Source organism: Shewanella sp. MEBiC00475, from assembly GCF_005234075.1.
GTDB lineage: Bacteria > Pseudomonadota > Gammaproteobacteria > Enterobacterales > Shewanellaceae > Shewanella > Shewanella polaris.
The window spans coordinates 2368237-2385792 of sequence record NZ_CP039928.1 but is presented as its reverse complement, the minus strand read 5'-3'; the positions used below and the strand labels follow the sequence as shown (position 1 = coordinate 2385792).

Annotated in this window: 14 protein-coding genes and 4 tRNA genes; 4 read left to right on the top strand and 14 right to left on the bottom strand. The window is 40.7% G+C overall.

Features of this window, described 5'->3' with window-relative positions; translation table 11 throughout:
- Positions 1 to 196 precede the first annotated feature (196 nt).
- The 5 genes from tuf to FCN25_RS10505 form a co-directional block, all read right to left on the bottom strand.
- Positions 197 to 1381 carry an elongation factor Tu gene (tuf, locus tag FCN25_RS10525; protein WP_137224523.1) on the bottom strand — a complete coding sequence of 395 codons (1185 nt, stop codon included), beginning with the start codon at positions 1379 to 1381 and terminating at the stop codon, positions 197 to 199.
- A gap of 116 nt (positions 1382 to 1497) precedes the next feature.
- Positions 1498 to 1570: transfer RNA gene (locus tag FCN25_RS10520), tRNA-Thr, on the bottom strand.
- Between the two features lie 9 nt (positions 1571 to 1579).
- Positions 1580 to 1653: transfer RNA gene (locus FCN25_RS10515), tRNA-Gly, on the bottom strand.
- Positions 1654 to 1687: 34 nt separating this feature from the next.
- Positions 1688 to 1772 (bottom strand) — tRNA-Tyr (locus FCN25_RS10510).
- Positions 1773 to 1778: 6 nt separating this feature from the next.
- Positions 1779 to 1854: transfer RNA gene (locus FCN25_RS10505), tRNA-Thr, on the bottom strand.
- Positions 1855 to 2076: 222 nt separating this feature from the next.
- Between FCN25_RS10505 and coaA the strand changes: the two genes are divergently transcribed.
- Complete coding sequence (gene coaA, locus FCN25_RS10500; RefSeq protein ID WP_137224521.1) at positions 2077 to 3027, top strand: type I pantothenate kinase; 951 nt, start codon at positions 2077 to 2079, stop codon at positions 3025 to 3027.
- Between the two features lie 37 nt (positions 3028 to 3064).
- Here coaA and birA read toward each other — a convergent pair whose 3' ends face one another.
- The 3 genes from birA to FCN25_RS10485 form a co-directional block, all read right to left on the bottom strand.
- Positions 3065 to 4027: a bifunctional biotin--[acetyl-CoA-carboxylase] ligase/biotin operon repressor BirA gene (gene birA / locus FCN25_RS10495; protein WP_137224519.1), complete on the bottom strand. Its 963-nt coding sequence runs from the start codon at positions 4025 to 4027 to the stop codon at positions 3065 to 3067.
- Positions 4024 to 5040: a UDP-N-acetylmuramate dehydrogenase gene (gene murB, locus FCN25_RS10490; protein WP_137224516.1), complete on the bottom strand. Its 1017-nt coding sequence runs from the start codon at positions 5038 to 5040 to the stop codon at positions 4024 to 4026. Before murB ends, birA begins: the two co-directional genes overlap by 4 nt.
- Before the next feature lie 256 nt (positions 5041 to 5296).
- Positions 5297 to 5917, bottom strand: a complete 621-nt coding sequence (locus FCN25_RS10485) for a TetR/AcrR family transcriptional regulator (RefSeq protein ID WP_137224513.1) — start codon at positions 5915 to 5917, stop codon at positions 5297 to 5299.
- A gap of 410 nt (positions 5918 to 6327) precedes the next feature.
- On the opposite strand from FCN25_RS10485, the gene FCN25_RS10480 reads away from it, so the two are divergent.
- Both FCN25_RS10480 and FCN25_RS10475 read left to right on the top strand, forming a co-directional pair.
- Entirely contained in the window at positions 6328 to 7563 is a 1236-nt protein-coding gene (locus FCN25_RS10480) for an efflux RND transporter periplasmic adaptor subunit (RefSeq protein WP_137224510.1), read from the top strand.
- 12 nt (positions 7564 to 7575) lie between these two features.
- Positions 7576 to 10737, top strand: a complete 3162-nt coding sequence (locus tag FCN25_RS10475; protein WP_137224508.1) for an efflux RND transporter permease subunit — start codon at positions 7576 to 7578, stop codon at positions 10735 to 10737.
- Between the two features lie 221 nt (positions 10738 to 10958).
- Here the strand turns inward: FCN25_RS10475 and FCN25_RS10470 are convergent, their stop codons facing one another.
- The 5 genes from FCN25_RS10470 to FCN25_RS10450 all read right to left on the bottom strand — a co-directional run bounded on the left by FCN25_RS10470 (position 10959) and on the right by FCN25_RS10450 (position 14092).
- Positions 10959 to 11519: a C40 family peptidase gene (locus tag FCN25_RS10470; RefSeq protein WP_254693627.1), complete on the bottom strand. Its 561-nt coding sequence runs from the start codon at positions 11517 to 11519 to the stop codon at positions 10959 to 10961.
- A gap of 113 nt (positions 11520 to 11632) precedes the next feature.
- Entirely contained in the window at positions 11633 to 12217 is a 585-nt protein-coding gene (locus tag FCN25_RS10465) for a TetR/AcrR family transcriptional regulator (protein WP_175405851.1), read from the bottom strand.
- Positions 12218 to 12346: 129 nt separating this feature from the next.
- On the bottom strand, positions 12347 to 12568 hold the full coding sequence (locus tag FCN25_RS10460) for a hypothetical protein (protein WP_137224502.1): 222 nt from the start codon (positions 12566 to 12568) through the stop codon (positions 12347 to 12349).
- A gap of 105 nt (positions 12569 to 12673) precedes the next feature.
- A complete protein-coding gene (locus FCN25_RS10455; protein WP_137224499.1) occupies positions 12674 to 13225 on the bottom strand; it encodes a BON domain-containing protein in 552 nt (183 codons plus the stop codon).
- Positions 13226 to 13615: 390 nt separating this feature from the next.
- Positions 13616 to 14092, bottom strand: coding sequence for a hypothetical protein (locus tag FCN25_RS10450; RefSeq protein WP_137224496.1), 477 nt, complete (start codon positions 14090 to 14092; stop codon positions 13616 to 13618).
- Positions 14093 to 14363: 271 nt separating this feature from the next.
- Here FCN25_RS10450 and FCN25_RS10445 point away from each other — a divergent pair, with 271 nt between their 5' ends.
- Complete coding sequence (locus FCN25_RS10445) at positions 14364 to 15731, top strand: sigma-54-dependent Fis family transcriptional regulator (protein ID WP_137224494.1); 1368 nt, start codon at positions 14364 to 14366, stop codon at positions 15729 to 15731.
- Between the two features lie 17 nt (positions 15732 to 15748).
- On the opposite strand, the gene FCN25_RS10440 is transcribed toward FCN25_RS10445, so the two are convergent.
- Positions 15749 to 17407: a diacylglycerol kinase family protein gene (locus tag FCN25_RS10440; protein ID WP_137224491.1), complete on the bottom strand. Its 1659-nt coding sequence runs from the start codon at positions 17405 to 17407 to the stop codon at positions 15749 to 15751.
- Positions 17408 to 17556: the final 149 nt, after the last annotated feature.

The following is a 17556-nucleotide window of genomic DNA, read 5'->3' as shown; positions in this document are numbered from 1 at the left end:
GAACATTCCCAGAAAATGCATAAGCACAGGGTCAAAAATCGGCCATAGATTGTATTCTTATTCAGCTTTGTTCGCAACAATACAGGTAAAGTAAGGTTAACAAATTAACTAAAAAATCAATTTTTAGTACCAATTTTGCTTTAAAAATAAAAAAGGAAGCCTAGGCTTCCTTTTTTAGTGTTCACTAAACTCGCTATTACGCGATAATTTTAGCTACAACACCTGCACCAACTGTACGGCCACCTTCACGGATAGCGAAACGTAAACCGTCGTCCATCGCGATTGGGTAAATCAGAGTAACAACCATCTTGATGTTATCACCAGGCATAACCATTTCTACGCCTTCTGGTAACTCAATTGTGCCTGTTACGTCTGTTGTACGGAAGAAGAATTGTGGACGGTAGCCTTTGAAGAATGGAGTATGACGTCCGCCTTCTTCTTTTGACAACACGTAAACTTCTGATTCGAAAGTTGTGTGTGGGTTAATTGAACCAGGCTTAGCTAGTACTTGGCCACGTTCAACATCATCACGCTTAGTACCACGTAATAACACACCACAGTTTTCGCCAGCACGACCTTCGTCAAGTAGCTTGCGGAACATTTCTACACCAGTACAAGTTGTTTTAGTTGTTGGACGAACACCAACAATTTCAACTTCGTCTGATACGCGAACGATACCACGTTCAACACGACCTGTTACCACTGTACCACGACCTGAAATTGAGAATACATCTTCAATTGGAAGTAGGAATGGTTTATCGATGTCACGCTCTGGCTCAGGAATATAAGTATCTAGTGCTTCTGCAAGCTCAAGAATTTTAGCTTCCCACTCTGGCTGGCCTTCTAGGGCTTTAAGAGCTGAACCTTGAATTACTGGTAAATCATCACCTGGGAAGTCGTATTCTGAAAGAAGCTCGCGCACTTCCATTTCTACTAATTCTAGTAATTCTTCGTCATCTACCATGTCACACTTGTTCATGAATACGATGATGAAAGGTACGCCTACTTGACGTGAAAGCAAGATGTGCTCACGTGTCTGTGGCATTGGGCCATCTGTTGCAGCAACAACTAAGATTGCGCCGTCCATCTGTGCAGCACCAGTAATCATGTTTTTAACATAATCCGCGTGACCTGGACAGTCTACGTGCGCATAGTGACGAATTGGCGTGTCATATTCGATGTGAGAAGTATTAATTGTAATACCGCGCTCACGCTCTTCTGGAGCATTATCGATTTGAGCGAAGTTACGAGCTTCACCACCATATGTCTTAGACAAAACAGCTGAAATTGCTGCTGTTAAGGTTGTTTTGCCATGGTCAACGTGACCGATGGTGCCCACGTTTACATGGGGCTTGTTACGTTCAAATTTAGCTTTTGCCATGGTATAGCCTCAGTCCAAGTATCTTGGTGATGAAAACACGTATAGTAAAAATCCGATGCATAAAATGACATCGAATAGATTATTTAGGGTTAGGTAATTCATTCATGAAGTGCTGTTGATGGTAGGCAGATTCGAACTGCCGACCTCACCCTTACGAGGGATGTGCTCTACAAACTGAGCCATATCAGCGAACAAATTTGGAGCGGATGGCGGGAATCGAACCCGCGTTATCAGCTTGGAAGGCTGGAGTAATACCATTATACGACATCCGCGCAACCTATTTAGGCTACCTAACTACCTAGAAAATGGTGGAGGGAGAAGGATTCGAACCTTCGAAGGCTGAGCCGTCAGATTTACAGTCTGATCCCTTTGGCCACTCGGGAACCCCTCCAGAAAATGGTGCCGGCACCAAGAGTCGAACTCGGGACCTACTGATTACAAGTCAGTTGCTCTACCAACTGAGCTATGCCGGCGTATCATTTCGGGTTCGGATATTAGGTAAATGTGGAGCCGAGTGCAATAGGCAAATGATAAAAAACCTAAAAAAAGTCTCAAATGACGCTTTTTTGCACTCATTTTAGCCGGAAAGTGTGATTTCTAGACGAATGTAATTGCGATGCAGACAAATGAAGACCAAACTATTGTCGCCATTTATTCGATAGTGTAATGTGCCTGACCAACTTAGAGGAATGGTTATGAATCCAATTAACTCAATACAAGATGCACTCTACTTTGCTTTTCAGCGCAAGCATTGGGCTGAATTACGAAAATCAGTGCCACTTACATTGAGTCAGGCAGAATTAGAAAACCTGCGTGGTATGAATGAGAAGCTGTCTTTAGACGAAGTCACCGACATTTACCTTCCTCTCAGTCGTTTACTGAATTTATTTGTCGGCTCAAAACAACAACGTGGGCTCGTTCTAGACAATTTTCTCGAACAAAAACCTTCCCCTAGTCCCTACATTATTAGTATAGCAGGAAGCGTCGCCGTGGGTAAAAGCACCACTGCTCGTATATTGCAAACATTACTACAGCGCTGGCCTGAGCACCCTAAAGTAGATTTGGTCACCACCGATGGTTTTTTATTTCCACTAGCTGACCTTAAGCGCAAAGGGTTACTGCAACGTAAAGGTTTTCCTGAAAGTTATGATATGAAAATGTTGGTCGAATTTATCTCAGCTGTTAAAGCAGGTAATAAAGAAATTCTTGCACCAATTTATTCCCATGTTACCTATGATAGATGTCACGATGAACATCAAGTCATACATCAACCCGATATTTTAATTTTAGAAGGCTTAAATGTACTTCAAACAGGTTTAGATTCACCTATCGATACTAGAAGACCGTTTGTATCCGATTTCGTTGATTTCTCGATTTATGTTGATGCTGATGAGTCATTATTAAAAGATTGGTATAAAAAGCGGTTTTTACAATTTAGGAAAGGTGCATTTAGTGACCCGAAATCATTCTTTCATCATTATTCATGTCTAACTGATGATGAGGCTAATACTATTGCAGCAAATATTTGGGATACGATTAATGGCCCCAATTTATCACTTAATATTCAACCCACTCGTGAGCGGGCAAACCTCATTTTACAAAAGGGTCCAAACCACTTAATGGACCGAGTTTTACTTAGAAAATAACATTATATGAGCCTATTGCTAGGCTCATTGTTACTTCCTAGATTGCCGCTCTAAGACTAATCTCACCACCGATATAGGGCTTAATACCTTGCTCAGTTTCAAGCAGTAAAGCCCCTTGCTGATCAATTCCACGACAAATGCCACTAACAGAATTCGGTGCCATTAGGAGTGAAACTTCACGATTTACAAATAAATCATACTCATTCCAGCGTTCTAAAAAAGCCCCCAAACCTTTCAGTTCGAATAGTTGTAAATCAGCCTTAAGCGTTTTATGCAGTTTAATCAATAGTTCCGTTTTATCGGGTATTTCTTTTAAGCTAGAGAGATCACTCCAAGGTTGATCGATTAACTCACCTTGTTCCACAGACATACTCATATTAATACCAAAACCAATAACCAGCTCAGTTTGGTTCGCAGAGGACTGCGATATTTCAACTAAAATTCCAGCTAATTTACTATGATCGAGGTAAATGTCATTTGGCCATTTTAGTCCCAATCCCTCGACACCAAAATCTGCTAATGTTTTAACAATAGAGCAGCCAATAACTAAACTTAATCCACTTGCATGGCTAATATCGTTATTTAAACGCCAAAACATTGAAGCATAAATATGATGTCCATAAGGAGAGAGCCATTGCCTTCCTCTTCTCCCCCGACCCGCTGATTGATATTCGGCAATACAAATATCACCCGACTTCAGTTCCGTGGCATGACCCAGCATAAATGCATTAGTGCTGGCCGTTTCATCAAAATAAAAGCAGCGTCCATCAATACCGTTAAGAAGGTCAGATTCATTAACTAAGGAAATGGGATTTGCTAACTTATAACCTCTGCCTTTTACACTGTATATTTCAATACCATAGTCTTTCAACGCATCAATATGCTGATTAATTGCTGCACGAGTAAGAGATAACTGTTGAGCTATAACTTCGCCAGAAACAAAGTGTTGATGACTTAAACACGCTAAAATTTGTCGCTTGCGTAGCCAATGTCCATTCATTGTATTTCTATCTCCTCAACTGAGCCCATAATCCTAGGCTCGGGTTCTAATATAACAGCAAATGTGTCATAGACCTCTTGGATAATATGTCGCGCTAATTGACATATTTCTGCACCAGTCGCATTCCCTAGATTGACTAATACCAATGCTTGATCCTTATGCACGCCAGCATTGCCAATATTAAAACCTTTTAAACCCGCTGTATCTATCAACCAACCTGCAGCAATTTTAAAACGTCCATCAATTTGTTTATAGCCGACCAATTCCGCATAACGACTCTTCAGTAACTCATAACAAGTTGAACTCACGATAGGGTTCTTAAAAAAACTGCCCACATTACCTAATACTTTTGGATCGGGTAATTTTGCTTGGCGAACTTTACACACACTATCAAATATCTGTTTTGCGGTGACCTGTGCCGGATCAAAATGCTGTAATGGTCCATAATTAATTATTGGTTGCCACTGTTTATTTAGTCGTAGAGTCACTTCAGTAATGACCACTAAATTTTTAAGCTGTTGTTTAAATATAGAATCTCGATAACCAAAATGACACTGATCTTTATCAAAATGATTCAATGTTCCAGTGTCGAGCTGCAAAAATTCAACTTGATAACAAAAGCGATTAAACTCAACGCCATATGCACCAATATTCTGTATCGGAGCTGCGCCTACCGTACCCGGTATAAGCGCAAGATTCTCTAGACCATAAATCTGCTTATTCAAACAGAATTCAACAAGGTTATGCCAATTTTCACCCGCTTGAACACTGAGATAATAATAATCAGTGTCTTCAGTAACCTGTATGCCTTTTGTTGCAACTTTTACCACAGTGCCATCGAAGTCATCAGTAAATACGATGTTACTTCCACCGCCCAAAATTAACATGGGTAACTGTTGCTGATATAGATCCTTACAAGTTTCTACTAATTCTGCTTTATGAGTGACTTCAACAAACGAGCTACAAGACTGCTGAAGACCAAGGGTATTAAATACAGCCAGAGAGATAGACATAAGAAGGTTACATTTGAAAATAATGACGCTATTGTAACAGGGAAAATAGCATTAAATTAGATCGTATCGGTTTAAATCCTTAAACAAAGTACAAGCATTCAATTCCGATACTGTGGATGTTTATTACGGTATCACTAGACACCGTTATTAGAGCAGGTAGAAGCGCATAACCAAGAAATAGTAGCAATTCAAACAAAATTGATACTGTAAAATACCATATCAATTAATTTACATAGTGATCGGCTTAACGGGCGACTTAGTGATTAACGTATAAAGCTAACATACCGTCAACCGCCATACTGGCAACTTGTTGCAACTCTTCAATGCTTGCCCCTTCCGATGCTTGTATCGACATGCCCTGAAGTAAAATACTAATGAATCGGGCTAAGACTTCAGGCTGACAATTTGTATTTAGCTCATCTTGATCTTTGGCTTGTTCAAATCGAGCAATCAATTGTTGTCTGTGCAACCCTTTTCGCACCATAACAGCTTGTTTAATAGACTCACTTGCTTCAGTGCAAGAAAGGGTACTGTTGATTAATGCACAACCTTGCGGGTGGCTACAATCAGTAAACTTGGCTGCCGCACCGAATAATAAGCCGCGGAAAACATCAGCGATATGTTCATGTTTAAAAGCGGTATTAAATAAAGAATCTGGGCGGTTTTCATAAAGCTCAATGGCTTTTAAAAATAGTTGCTCTTTATTACCAAATGCGGCGTATAAGCTGGGTTTTTTAATTCCCATGACCTCAGTTAATTCGTTTATCGAAGTACCTTCATATCCATTACGCCAAAATACATTAAGCGCTTGCTCTAATGCTAAGTCGATATCGAACCCTCGAGGGCGACCAACACAAGCTGCTTTTGTTATTGTCATAAATAGTACCTCTTATATTAACGAACCTTTATTTATCATAATCTTAAATATAAGTTTCATGATGAATAATCCGCATATTTTAGCATATTATTAAGCCATATAGGGTTAAGAACATGCAGATTAGTCGTAACTTAGACTAATGTTCAAGCATTAATTAACGCTATTTAATTGTAATTAATCACCCTATTTCACTGTGATATTAATTTATCAACCCGCTAATTGAACGTCTGGTCAAAATAATTTCATACCTAACGGTACAATATCCATTGACAGGGTTATTTTAATCTATATATTACCGTTTGGTACAGAACATTTTATACCAATCGGTATAGAAATGTAGCCAAAGACAAGAATAACGCACCCAATAGCCGGTTAAATAATATAAAAGCTATTGATTAGAGGACAGCAACATGAATACGTATAAATCAATTCAATCCACTTTGTTAGTAAGCCTAACGGCATTACTACTCGTCGCTTGTGGGCAACAATCCCCACAGCAACAAGCAAGTGCGCCTGCTGCCCCTGAAGTGAGTGTTGCTACCGTAATCAATGAACGCATTACCGAATGGGATCAATTTACTGGACGCCTACAAGCACCTGAAAAAGTGACCTTAGTTCCGCGCGTATCTGGATATATTGAGTCTGTTAACTTTAAAGAAGGTGCTTTAGTGAATAAAGGAGATGTGTTATTCACTATTGACTCAAAGGTATTTGCAGCTGAAGCGGAACGTCTTGAAGCAGAATTAACCAGTGCGATGTCGGCTAATCAATTAGCGAGAAATGACTTTGAGCGTGCTAACAAGTTGTTTAATCAACAAGCAGTATCAGAAGAGTTAATTGATACTCGTCGAAGCAACATGCATCAAACCGCAGCGGCAGTGGCCTCAGTAAAAGCGGCGTTAACCAGCGCTAAACTTAATCTCGAATACACCCAAGTTACCGCGCCGATTACTGGACGGGTATCTTTTGCTAATGAAACTGCGGGCAATTATGTTACAGCAGGTCAAACTCAATTAACGAAATTAGTATCGACAGAAAATATGCATGCGTATTTTGATATTGATGAACAAACTTACCTTAAATATGCAACGCTATCAGGTGAAACAAAACGCCAAGACCCACGTTCAGGTAACAACACCGTATTGATGGCCTTAGCAAATGAAACGGAATTTACTCATCAAGGTGTGATCGATTTTGTTGATAATACAGTCAATCAGCAAACAGGTACTATCCGGGTACGCGCCACATTTTCTAACCCTGACAATCTATTAATACCTGGTCTATTTGCCCGTGTCAGCATTGCCGGTAGTGCCTCATATCAAGGCATTTTAATTGATGACAAAGCCATTTTTACTGACCTAAACAACAAGTATGTATTAATAGTCAACGCTCAAAACACCCTTGAATATCGCGGCGTAACCTTAGGCGAGAAAATTCAAGGTTTGCGTATTATTACTGCGGGTTTACAACCAAACGAAACCATTGTGGTTAACAGCTTACAAAAAGTACGCCCTAGCGTAACTATCTCCCCTAAATTGATCGAAATGGCTGAACGCAGTCAAATAGAAGCGATACAACAAGCGCAACTTCTATTCGAAAACCAGCCACTTACAGCACAAGTTACTGATGACGCTAGTCAAGGCTAAGGAATACACACAATGTTGTCTCAATTTTTCATTAAAAGACCGATTTTTGCTGCGGTTTTGTCGTTATTATTTTTTATATGTGGCGCTATAGCAGTTTGGCAATTACCGATCACCGAATACCCTGAAGTTGTGCCGCCAACGATTGTTGTTACCGCTAACTACCCTGGCGCAAACCCAAAAGTCATTGCTGAAACGGTCGCATCACCGCTGGAACAAGAAATTAACGGCGTTGAAAACATGCTTTACATGTCATCTCAAGCCACTTCAGATGGCCGCATGACATTAACCATCACTTTCGCTATTGGCTCAGATGTTGATTTAGCACAAACCCAAGTACAAAGCCGTGTTGAACGTGCAAAACCCCGCTTACCTGAAGAAGTACAGCGCTTGGGGATTGTTACCGAGAAATCGTCTCCAGACTTAACGATGGTAGTGCATTTAACCTCACCAGATAACCGTTATGACATGTTGTATTTGTCCAACTATGCGGTGTTAAAAGTCAAAGATGAACTTGCGCGAATTAACGGTGTGGGTGCTGTACGCGTATTTGGCGCTGGTGACTACAGTATGCGAGTGTGGTTAGACCCAAATAAATTGGCAACACTTGGAATGTCTCCTAATAATGTCGTTGCAGCCATTCGCGAGCAAAACCAACAAGCGGCAGCAGGCAGTTTAGGTGCTCAACCAAGTGGCACTAGTGACTTTCAATTACTGATCAATATTAAAGGTCGTTTAACTGAAGTTGAAGAATTTGAACAAATTATCATTAACGTGGGTGAGCAGGGACAAATTACCCGTTTAAAAGATGTCGCCCGTGTTGAATTAGGCGCAGCAAGTTACGCATTACGTTCCATGTTAGACAATAAAGACGCTGCAGCATTACCTGTATTCCAAGCATCAGGTTCGAATGCAATTCAAATTTCTGATGATGTACGAGCCAAAATGAAGGAGCTATCAGCTGCTTTTCCTGAAGGCCTAACTTATGACATAGTATACGACCCTACCGTGTTCGTACGAGGCTCAATTGAAGCTGTAGTTAAAACCTTAATTGAAGCCATTTTACTGGTGGTATTGGTTGTAGTGCTGTTTTTACAAACATGGCGCGCATCCATCATTCCTTTAGTTGCAGTACCGGTATCGCTTGTAGGTACTTTTGCCTTTATGCACTTAATGGGCTTTTCGCTTAATGCTTTATCGCTGTTTGGTTTAGTGCTTGCCATCGGTATTGTGGTCGATGATGCCATTGTTGTTGTAGAAAACGTTGAGCGAAATATTTCTGACGGTTTATCTCCTGTTGCTGCGACCCAAAAGGCAATGAAAGAGGTCACCGGTCCGATTATCGCCACAACATTAGTGCTAGCAGCAGTATTTATTCCTACGGCATTTATGTCAGGCTTAACAGGTCAATTCTATAAACAGTTTGCCTTAACCATTACCATATCTACCTTTATTTCAGCAATAAACTCACTAACCTTAAGCCCTGCATTATCGGCATTATTGCTTAAAAGCCATGACGATAAACAAGACTTCCTTACCCGCGGCATGGATAAAATGCTTGGCGGTTGGTTATTTACTCCTTTTAACCGTTTCTTTGCGCGCTTATCAGACGGTTATGGTTGGGTAGTAAAAAAAGTCATTCGTTTTGGTGTGGTTGCCGGCGTGTTGTATATCGGCTTAGTTGGCTTAACGGGCTTACAATTTGCCAATACCCCAACTGGTTACGTACCAGGGCAAGACAAACAATACTTAATCGCTTTTGCCCAACTGCCAGACGCAGCATCGTTGGATCGTACTGACGCTATCGTGAAGGAAATGTCACGTATCGCTTTAGATCAACCCGGTGTGGCTCATGCAGTTGCCTTCCCAGGCCTCAGCATTAATGGGTTAACCAACAGCACCAACAGTGCGATTTTGTTTACTCCATTAGAAAGCTTTGCTGACCGTAAAGATCCATCGTTATCAGCAGGAGCCATTGCAGCGGCATTAAACCAAAAGTTTGCCGCTATTGATGGCGCATTTATTGCCATTTTCCCACCACCACCTGTACGCGGTTTAGGTACTATTGGCGGCTTTAAATTACAAATTCAAGATAGAGCAAACTATGGCTATGAAGAATTGTATAAAGTCACCATGCAAGTGGTACAAAAAGCCAGAGCAACACCTGAGCTTGCGGGGATTTTCTCTGGATATCAAGTCAATGTACCGCAACTTGAAATTGACATAGACCGTACTAAAGCTAAACAGCAATCGGTGTCATTGGACGAACTATTTTCAACATTAGAGGGCTATTTAGGTTCTGTGTACGCTAACGACTTCAATCAATTTGGTCGTACTTATCAAGTAAAAGTGCAAGCAGATGAGCAGTTTAGACAAACACCTGAACAAATATCTCAATTAAAAGTACGTAACAATAATGGTGAAATGGTACCTATTGGTTCATTTATTAACGTTGCCAATGTTGCAGGTCCAGATCGCGTTATGCACTATAACGGTTTCACAACAGCAGAGATAAATGGCGGTGCAGCTCCAGGCTTTAGCAGTGGTGAAGCGCAAGCTGCAATTGAAAAGATTTTAGCTGAAACCTTGCCTAATGGCATGAGTTACGAGTGGACTGATATTACTTATCAACAGATTTTGGCAGGTAATGCAGGTGCATATATTTTCCCACTGATCATCCTATTAGTCTTTATGGTGTTGGCGGCTCAGTATGAAAGCTTAAGTTTACCATTGGCGATTATCTTAATTATTCCGATGACCTTATTGTCGGCATTAAGCGGGGTATTACTTTTCGGTGGCGACAACAACATCTTTACCCAAATAGGACTGATTGTTCTGGTGGGGCTGGCGACCAAAAACGCCATCTTGATTGTTGAATTTGCTAAAGATTTACAAGACTCTGGGCTAACACCATTAGAGGCAATTCTTGAAGCGGGTCGTTTACGTCTACGCCCCATTCTAATGACCTCTATCGCGTTTATTATGGGTGTTGTACCTATGGTGTTCTCCAGCGGGCCAGGGGCAGAAATGCGCCAAGCGATTGGTGTGGCGGTATTTGCTGGTATGATTGGGGTAACGATATTTGGTTTGTTACTCACACCACTGTTTTACTATGCCCTTGCTAAGCGCGGTAACCATAAAGCCGAGTTAGCCGAACCGGCCATAGCACACGATTAACTACGTTATTGATTCAATGACAACAAAAAAGAGGTCACCCCTAGGGTGACCTCTTTTTTATGCCTAAACGTGGTTTTGTTTTACTTTACTAGGTAATGCAGAAAATGTATTGATGAAGCTCTAGAGCTACAGTATGTTCTAGGTATTTGATATCACATAGTTAGTATTGAAAAGTAAACGGCACCAGCCTATAAAGTTGGTCACGGATTAGGCTGAAACAATTATAAATTATCTTGTTGTTGAACGTAGTCAACTACGCTTGTTATTGACATGTTTTGTTGTGATGAAGAATGATTTAAGCGTTTGGCAAACCAAAAACGTGGCTTCCAATAGATATTATTCAAACTTGAAATTTTGACCCCTTTTTTAGTCGAAGCATGTAAAAAACGATCACTGCCCATGTAAATGCCTACATGACGTGTGGTTCGGCCTGTTTTGAAAAAAACCAAATCACCGATGATAAGCTGATTGCGAGGAACTTCTTTACCCAAAATGCGCTGTGCATTTACAGTACGAGGTAATTTGTCACCGACAATATCAAGATAAGCTAAATACACAAAACCAGAACAATCAATGCCTTTTCGACTTAAACCGCCCAAACGATACGGAGTCCCTTTCCATTGCTCGTGAAAACTCAATAAGTTTGACTCACTCCATGTTGGTGGCGCAGGCTTAAGCATGGGAGGAACCACCACGGGCTTATGGGCGACAACGACTGGCGGGTTCGACGTGCACGCAGACAACAGCACCATTAAACAAGCAAATAATAATCCTTTAACCAATTCGACCCACTCCAGACCCGATACATCACCAAAATATAAATACGTTTATACAAGCTAACTATCGCAATACGCTATTAAAACATGCTGTAATTTATTGTAAATTTATTAAAAAATTAACGCGTAATAAGCTGCATACACTGTACGATTGATCGTTTTGCAGCCATTTTGTCAGCTTTAATTTGACAGCGTAGCATAGTGCCCTGCCAATTTGACCAAAAAATGCTCGATAATACCGTTGCGGTTAAGTCCTTACGAATAAAACCTTGTTGCTGACCTTGCTCGATTAATCCACAAAACAAGCCCAACCATTGCTCATAAAGTCCGTTAAGTGTTTGATGTAACAAACTCGTTTGTGGACTGACTTCAACCATTAGGTTACCCATTAAGCAGCCGCGCGGCTTATCGTCGCTAAACAAAAAGTCGATCAGTTGATGATACCCAGCTAACATCGAGGTGACATTAGCTTTAAAATTGGCATTCTGATCCATTGAAATCGGCGCAATACGTTGCTGAAAATAATATTCAGCCACTTCTGCAGCAAAGGCTTCTTTACTGGCAAAATAATGATAGAACGATCCTTTTGGAATACCCACTTCATCCAAAATGAGTTTAATGCCAACTGCGCTGTAGCCATGCAGAGCAAATAGCTTTTCACCGACAGCACAAATCGACTGCTTACTAGTGGTATTTTTGTTCATAGGTTCTCCCATTTTGGCGCTACCATAAACAAAATTAGACCAGTCGCCTATATATTTCTAGTCGATTACGCCTGCAACGGCTGATTTTAATGATAAAACAACATTAAATGACGATTATTGGTTGGAAAGTTAATGAGTATTTTGCTTAATTGACTCATCGAGCAATTGCTGATTTTCAGCGCGTTTCTTGATTATTTCATTATCAATATGCTGATCAACTAACTCTTCACACTGCTTTTGTTGCTCATATTTCATTAGCGGATCAGTGGCTTTATCTGTTTGGGCTTGGCATAACATGCTACTGCAACCACCTAAAAATAGCCCACAAGTCGCGACCAATACCATAGACAAACACACTCTTTTTTGTAATAGGACGCTCAACATAGTTAACATTATCCCGTGGTTTGAACATAAAAAAACCAGCCCGAAGGCTGGTTAGTAGTATAACCGAATAAATTACCCGGCTACACGGATCTCACTCACGACATCTTTCACGTCGTCGGTGTTTTTGGCAATGGTCACAGCCAAATCACGCTCAGCATCGCTCGGCACTGTACCTTCTAAGGTCACGACACCGCTTTCTACATCAACATCAATATCGGTGCCCGATACATCAGCCGAAAAGAGTAAACGGGTTTTAACTACGGTAGCGACTTTAGAATCTGTGAGTGAGTCACTTAAATCCTTGCTGTCTTCTTCACTGTGCTGCTTCATCACCGAAAGCTCATTGTTAACGTCTTTTACACCATCTAAGCTTTTAATTAACTCTCCAGCAAGTGACTTATCAACACTGCTGTCGACTTTACCAGTTAGGGTCACGTTACCATCATGCACGTCGGTATTAATATCAAATGAGTTCAGATTTGCATTTAACAAAAGTGTAGTTTCAGCTTTACCATCGATCCACGCATCTTTTGCATCATCTTGCCAACCTTGTGCTGCATTTGCACCGAATGCCATTGAACCCAACATAATGATCATTACTACAGATAATGTGGTCTTGTTCATAAAGTTTTCCTCCGTTGTTAATCTCAAGGAATACAATGCGTGAACCATGCCAATTGTTATAAGCAGCTGTTAATAATGAACTAACAAGTATTTATGGTTATTTTCATCTTACTGATAGATGACGATATCGGACTTTTTTACCGACGCTAGGTAAATTTTTCATCGTCGCGATGAGGATTAATCACTCCCAATTGCATTCGCGGTATAAACCCGATCTAGCATTGAATCAGCTCTCCAGAGAATGAAAAGATGACTAATGCCGTAGGCCAAAAAGCTATTATGTCGTCAATCAGATAAAGCACGCACTACCCAAAATTAACATCAATTAAAACACACAAAAAAAGCGTGTGCCAATATTGATTGGCACAAGCTTTTTTGTGTCGCCGATGGCTAAGTATGAGCAAAAGAGAGATTTTTCATGGTGTCACAGCTCATTTGTAGCCAAGCAATACCTTCGGCAAGTTGGCTAGCAACACGCTGGTTTTTAGTTTTTATAGCAGTTTGCTTTAAATGAACCAAGACCTGTTGTTCGGTTTCAACCAATACCGCTATCGCTTGGGGTAACGGCTCATCCTGTATAACTTGTTCAGCATTAGCATAGTGGCGACGTGAGGATTGTTGATGATAAGTTTGGCTATCTATTGGCCTTGCTTGGCTTGAACGCACCACACTAAACAATGGTGTTAAACGATCCAGCATACATTTTCGAATGTCGGCCATGTGGATAAAAATCCGTTTGATGTTGTAATCGTCAGCCCCTAATGTGGCTTGGACATAAAATTGTTGTCCTTCTTGGCATAAATTAATCGCCTCATGCAATAGCCATACATCGGACTCAACCTGTTCGTCTCGAGTATATGATTTCAATGTAAATCCTCCTGCATTTGATCATTTAACTGGCACTTTGTTATCTGGTTTGTGTAACATTTCCGGGTACACCATATCTAATTTAAGCAAAATCTAAACCATAAGTGCTCCATGTACATGGGAAAAAATTAATTAACCTTATATTTGTAAAAGTTATTATAATTTGTCCGGGTCTGATTTAATTACCTAATTACACGGAATGATCACTTGTGATTGTCAACATGGCATCACTGGTAAACATTAGACTTAACACCGCAGGGAGTGAATCGGTATGCCACGTCCAACACTTTTTTATCATTTACACCGTCGTCAAGAAGGTGAAGCACGACTCCTTACCTTGCCGAGTTGTCAGCACTTTAATAAGATTGCTAGTTCAGTTGACCAGCCTTGGTTAGACCAACTACACAGTAACTCGATAGATGTTGCGATCATTGAATTATCACAATTAAGCCAACAAGAATACGCAGAGTTAACTGACAGTGCGTTAATGTCGGATATTGAGTTCATCTTCTTAAGCGAAGGTAAACCGAATCCTAACTTAGATCATTTAATGTCAAAAAGTGCTGGTTACCATTTTCGTCAGCCTTACGATGCCGATGTAATCAACGATACCTTAGAAGACTTTGCCCAAGACTTGCAATCACAATCGACGAAACAACAACAGCCATTTTCTAGTGAACTAGACCAATACGGTTTGTTGGTTGGCTCATCGCGGGCAATGCACAAGTTGTATCGTACTATTCGTAAAGTTGCCGTAACCGAAAGCAACGTACTTATTGTCGGTGAAAGCGGTGCGGGTAAAGAGCTTGTAGCCAACACCATTCACCTGGCCAGTCACCGAATCAACCAACCATTTATCGCCATTAACTGTGGTGCATTAAGCCCTGAACTGGTCGACAGTGAGCTGTTTGGCCATGTAAAAGGCGCTTTTACCGGTGCTCATCGTGATCACCGTGGTGTATTCGAGCAAGCAGAAGGCGGTACCTTATTTCTTGATGAAGTCACCGAAATGCCGCTAGAACATCAAGTAAAATTGTTACGCGTACTCGAAAACAATGAATATCGCTCTGTCGGCTCACAACAGTTTAAAAAAGCCAATGTTCGCATTGTTGCTGCCACAAATCGCGATCCAACTGAGGCTATCGATGCTGGGCGTTTCCGCGAAGATTTATATTTTCGTTTAGCGCATTTTCCTATCCGCGTGCCACCATTACGCGATCGTAGCAATGACATCAGTGGCCTAGCACAACATTTTTTAGCCTACCGAAATACTGCTGAAAAACTCACTAAAACCTTTTCGGATGATGCTCTTAAACTTATCCAACAACAAAAATGGCCCGGAAATGTTCGCGAACTAAAACACGCAATAGAACGTGCATATATTTTGGCAGAAGATACTATTTTACCGAGTCACATCACGGTGACACCTCAGGAACCATCAACAGAGCCTTTAGATGACGACGTACAAATACCTGCTGGTATGCGCTTAGATGAACTTGAAAAAGTAGCTATTTATCAAGCGCTCGACAACTCATTGGGCAATAAAAATGATACAGCTAAACAGCTAGGTATTAGCGTTAAAACCCTTTATAACAAACTCAGTAAATACGAAGACCAAACTGACTCAGACGAGCCATAGCCCTAAATACCCATTCATTAAACGTATTTGTTCGCTTCTGGAACAAGCACATTTAATGAAGTGGGTTTGACTTTAATACACAGATCTTCCGACTCAAATAACTCACCATCAATCACATACTGGCATGTCGAATCCGTGTTTAAATAGATTGTTTTCGCTTGCTTATGATGAATTCGACTCGCTTGACTGTCTTCTCCTTCACGATCTCCAGTTAATCCTGCAAATAATAACTCGGTCATACTTAATAACTGTTGTGGCGATGTCTCGCTCGATTCAATCCAGGTAATATCTAACAAACCATCGCTAATATTGGGTTCACCATTACCTAGCGCTAACACACTGGTAAAAGGTGCTGCATTAGCAATCACCAGACTTGTAGTGTTAATCACCTGAATATCACCACCATCGATCTGTACTCTCATCGATAATGGCTGATTTTCGTCTATAGCCTCCCACAAACCATTAAGGTAGGCTAATTGTCCTAAATTATTTTTTTGTTCACGGTCTGCTTTTTGAATCATCTTCTGCTCAAAACCTAATCCCGCCAGCAATAACATTAAGTTATTATTGCAGGTTGCCGTATCAATACGTTGATGATGACCTTGAATTAAAATATCGAGCGCTTGTGCAACAGGTACAAATTTACTGGTTATGCCAAACAAGGTATGACTCAATGCATTGGTGGTTCCCATTGGAATAATACCTAAGTAAATATCAGTATCGACAATCACTGATGCCACTTCATTTACCGTACCATCACCGCCACAGGCCACTATAATATCTGCGCCTTTTTGCTTGGCTTGTTCGGCTAATTGCACCGCAGACTTATCTTTAGTGGTATACAAGACTTCAAGCTGAAAGTAGTCCGACAACGTTTGGATTATGTGGTCAGCTTCATCATGCCATTTACCACCACCCGATACTGGATTAACAATTAACCAAGCACGTTTGTGAATATTAATTTTTTGCTGACTATGCATTTTTTCTATAGCGGCCAATTGCCATTTATTTAATCGTGCCGTTTGGCGAATACTATTGATGGATTTAAGCACATCATTAACATCCCGATTTTTCTCACGACACACTAAATAAGCCGCTAACACCAACACCGAACGCCCTCTTCCTAACGCACAATGCACCACTACATTTTTACCGCTACTGACTTGGCTGTGTAACCAATTAATGGCTTGATTTAACTGCGCGACGGTCGGCACGCTGTGATCTAAAATAGGAATATTTAAATAGGCAATATTTTCATCCATCAAGGTCCACTCAAGTGCATCAAATTCAGCAGTAACATCCAAAATTGCGTCAATGTTTTCATGCTTAAGTTGATCAATATCGCTGGGAAACAATCGGCATGCTAAATACAACTGCTTATCTATTTTTTGGATTGCGGGTACTTTGTCGTGTTTTCTCGCCCAAGCGTTATACAGCTGGGAACCCATTAAAAATGGAATAAAACTCCAACTGATATACCAAGGAATACTGCCATCTTGGCTTTTTCGGAAAATGCCTGCGCTATTAAACCAATAAGCTGAACTCACCAGCCCCAAGGATAATGCAATCCAAGCAAAAATAACCTTAAGTAATATATAAGGAAGCGCCACACAAAAGCACAAAGCCAATAACGCGCCAACAGTATAGTAATATTTAATATGAATACGGGTTAGCATGGTGGTCCTCCTGTTGAAAAAAAGCAGCACATGCGTGCTGCTTAGGTTAATACATATCCTAATAACTATCTGGTTACTCCGCAGCAATCAGTCAAACTTTTCACTTCGAATTGCATTGATTTATATAGGCATTACCCTAACGATATTAA

Bases quoted from the DNA above. Each gene is read 5' to 3' on its own strand.
- FCN25_RS10445 (WP_137224494.1), top strand. From the start codon at position 14,364: ATGCCACGTCCAACACTTTTTTATCATTTACACCGTCGTCAAGAAGGT.
- FCN25_RS10440 (WP_137224491.1), bottom strand. From the start codon at position 17,407: ATGCTAACCCGTATTCATATTAAATATTACTATACTGTTGGCGCGTTA.
- FCN25_RS10480 (WP_137224510.1), top strand. From the start codon at position 6,328: ATGAATACGTATAAATCAATTCAATCCACTTTGTTAGTAAGCCTAACG.
- murB (WP_137224516.1), bottom strand. From the start codon at position 5,040: ATGTCTATCTCTCTGGCTGTATTTAATACCCTTGGTCTTCAGCAGTCT.
- tuf (WP_137224523.1), bottom strand. From the start codon at position 1,381: ATGGCAAAAGCTAAATTTGAACGTAACAAGCCCCATGTAAACGTGGGC.
- coaA (WP_137224521.1), top strand. From the start codon at position 2,077: ATGAATCCAATTAACTCAATACAAGATGCACTCTACTTTGCTTTTCAG.
- FCN25_RS10455 (WP_137224499.1), bottom strand. From the start codon at position 13,225: ATGAACAAGACCACATTATCTGTAGTAATGATCATTATGTTGGGTTCA.
- FCN25_RS10475 (WP_137224508.1), top strand. From the start codon at position 7,576: ATGTTGTCTCAATTTTTCATTAAAAGACCGATTTTTGCTGCGGTTTTG.
- FCN25_RS10465 (WP_175405851.1), bottom strand. From the start codon at position 12,217: ATGAACAAAAATACCACTAGTAAGCAGTCGATTTGTGCTGTCGGTGAA.
- birA (WP_137224519.1), bottom strand. From the start codon at position 4,027: ATGAATGGACATTGGCTACGCAAGCGACAAATTTTAGCGTGTTTAAGT.
- FCN25_RS10485 (WP_137224513.1), bottom strand. From the start codon at position 5,917: ATGACAATAACAAAAGCAGCTTGTGTTGGTCGCCCTCGAGGGTTCGAT.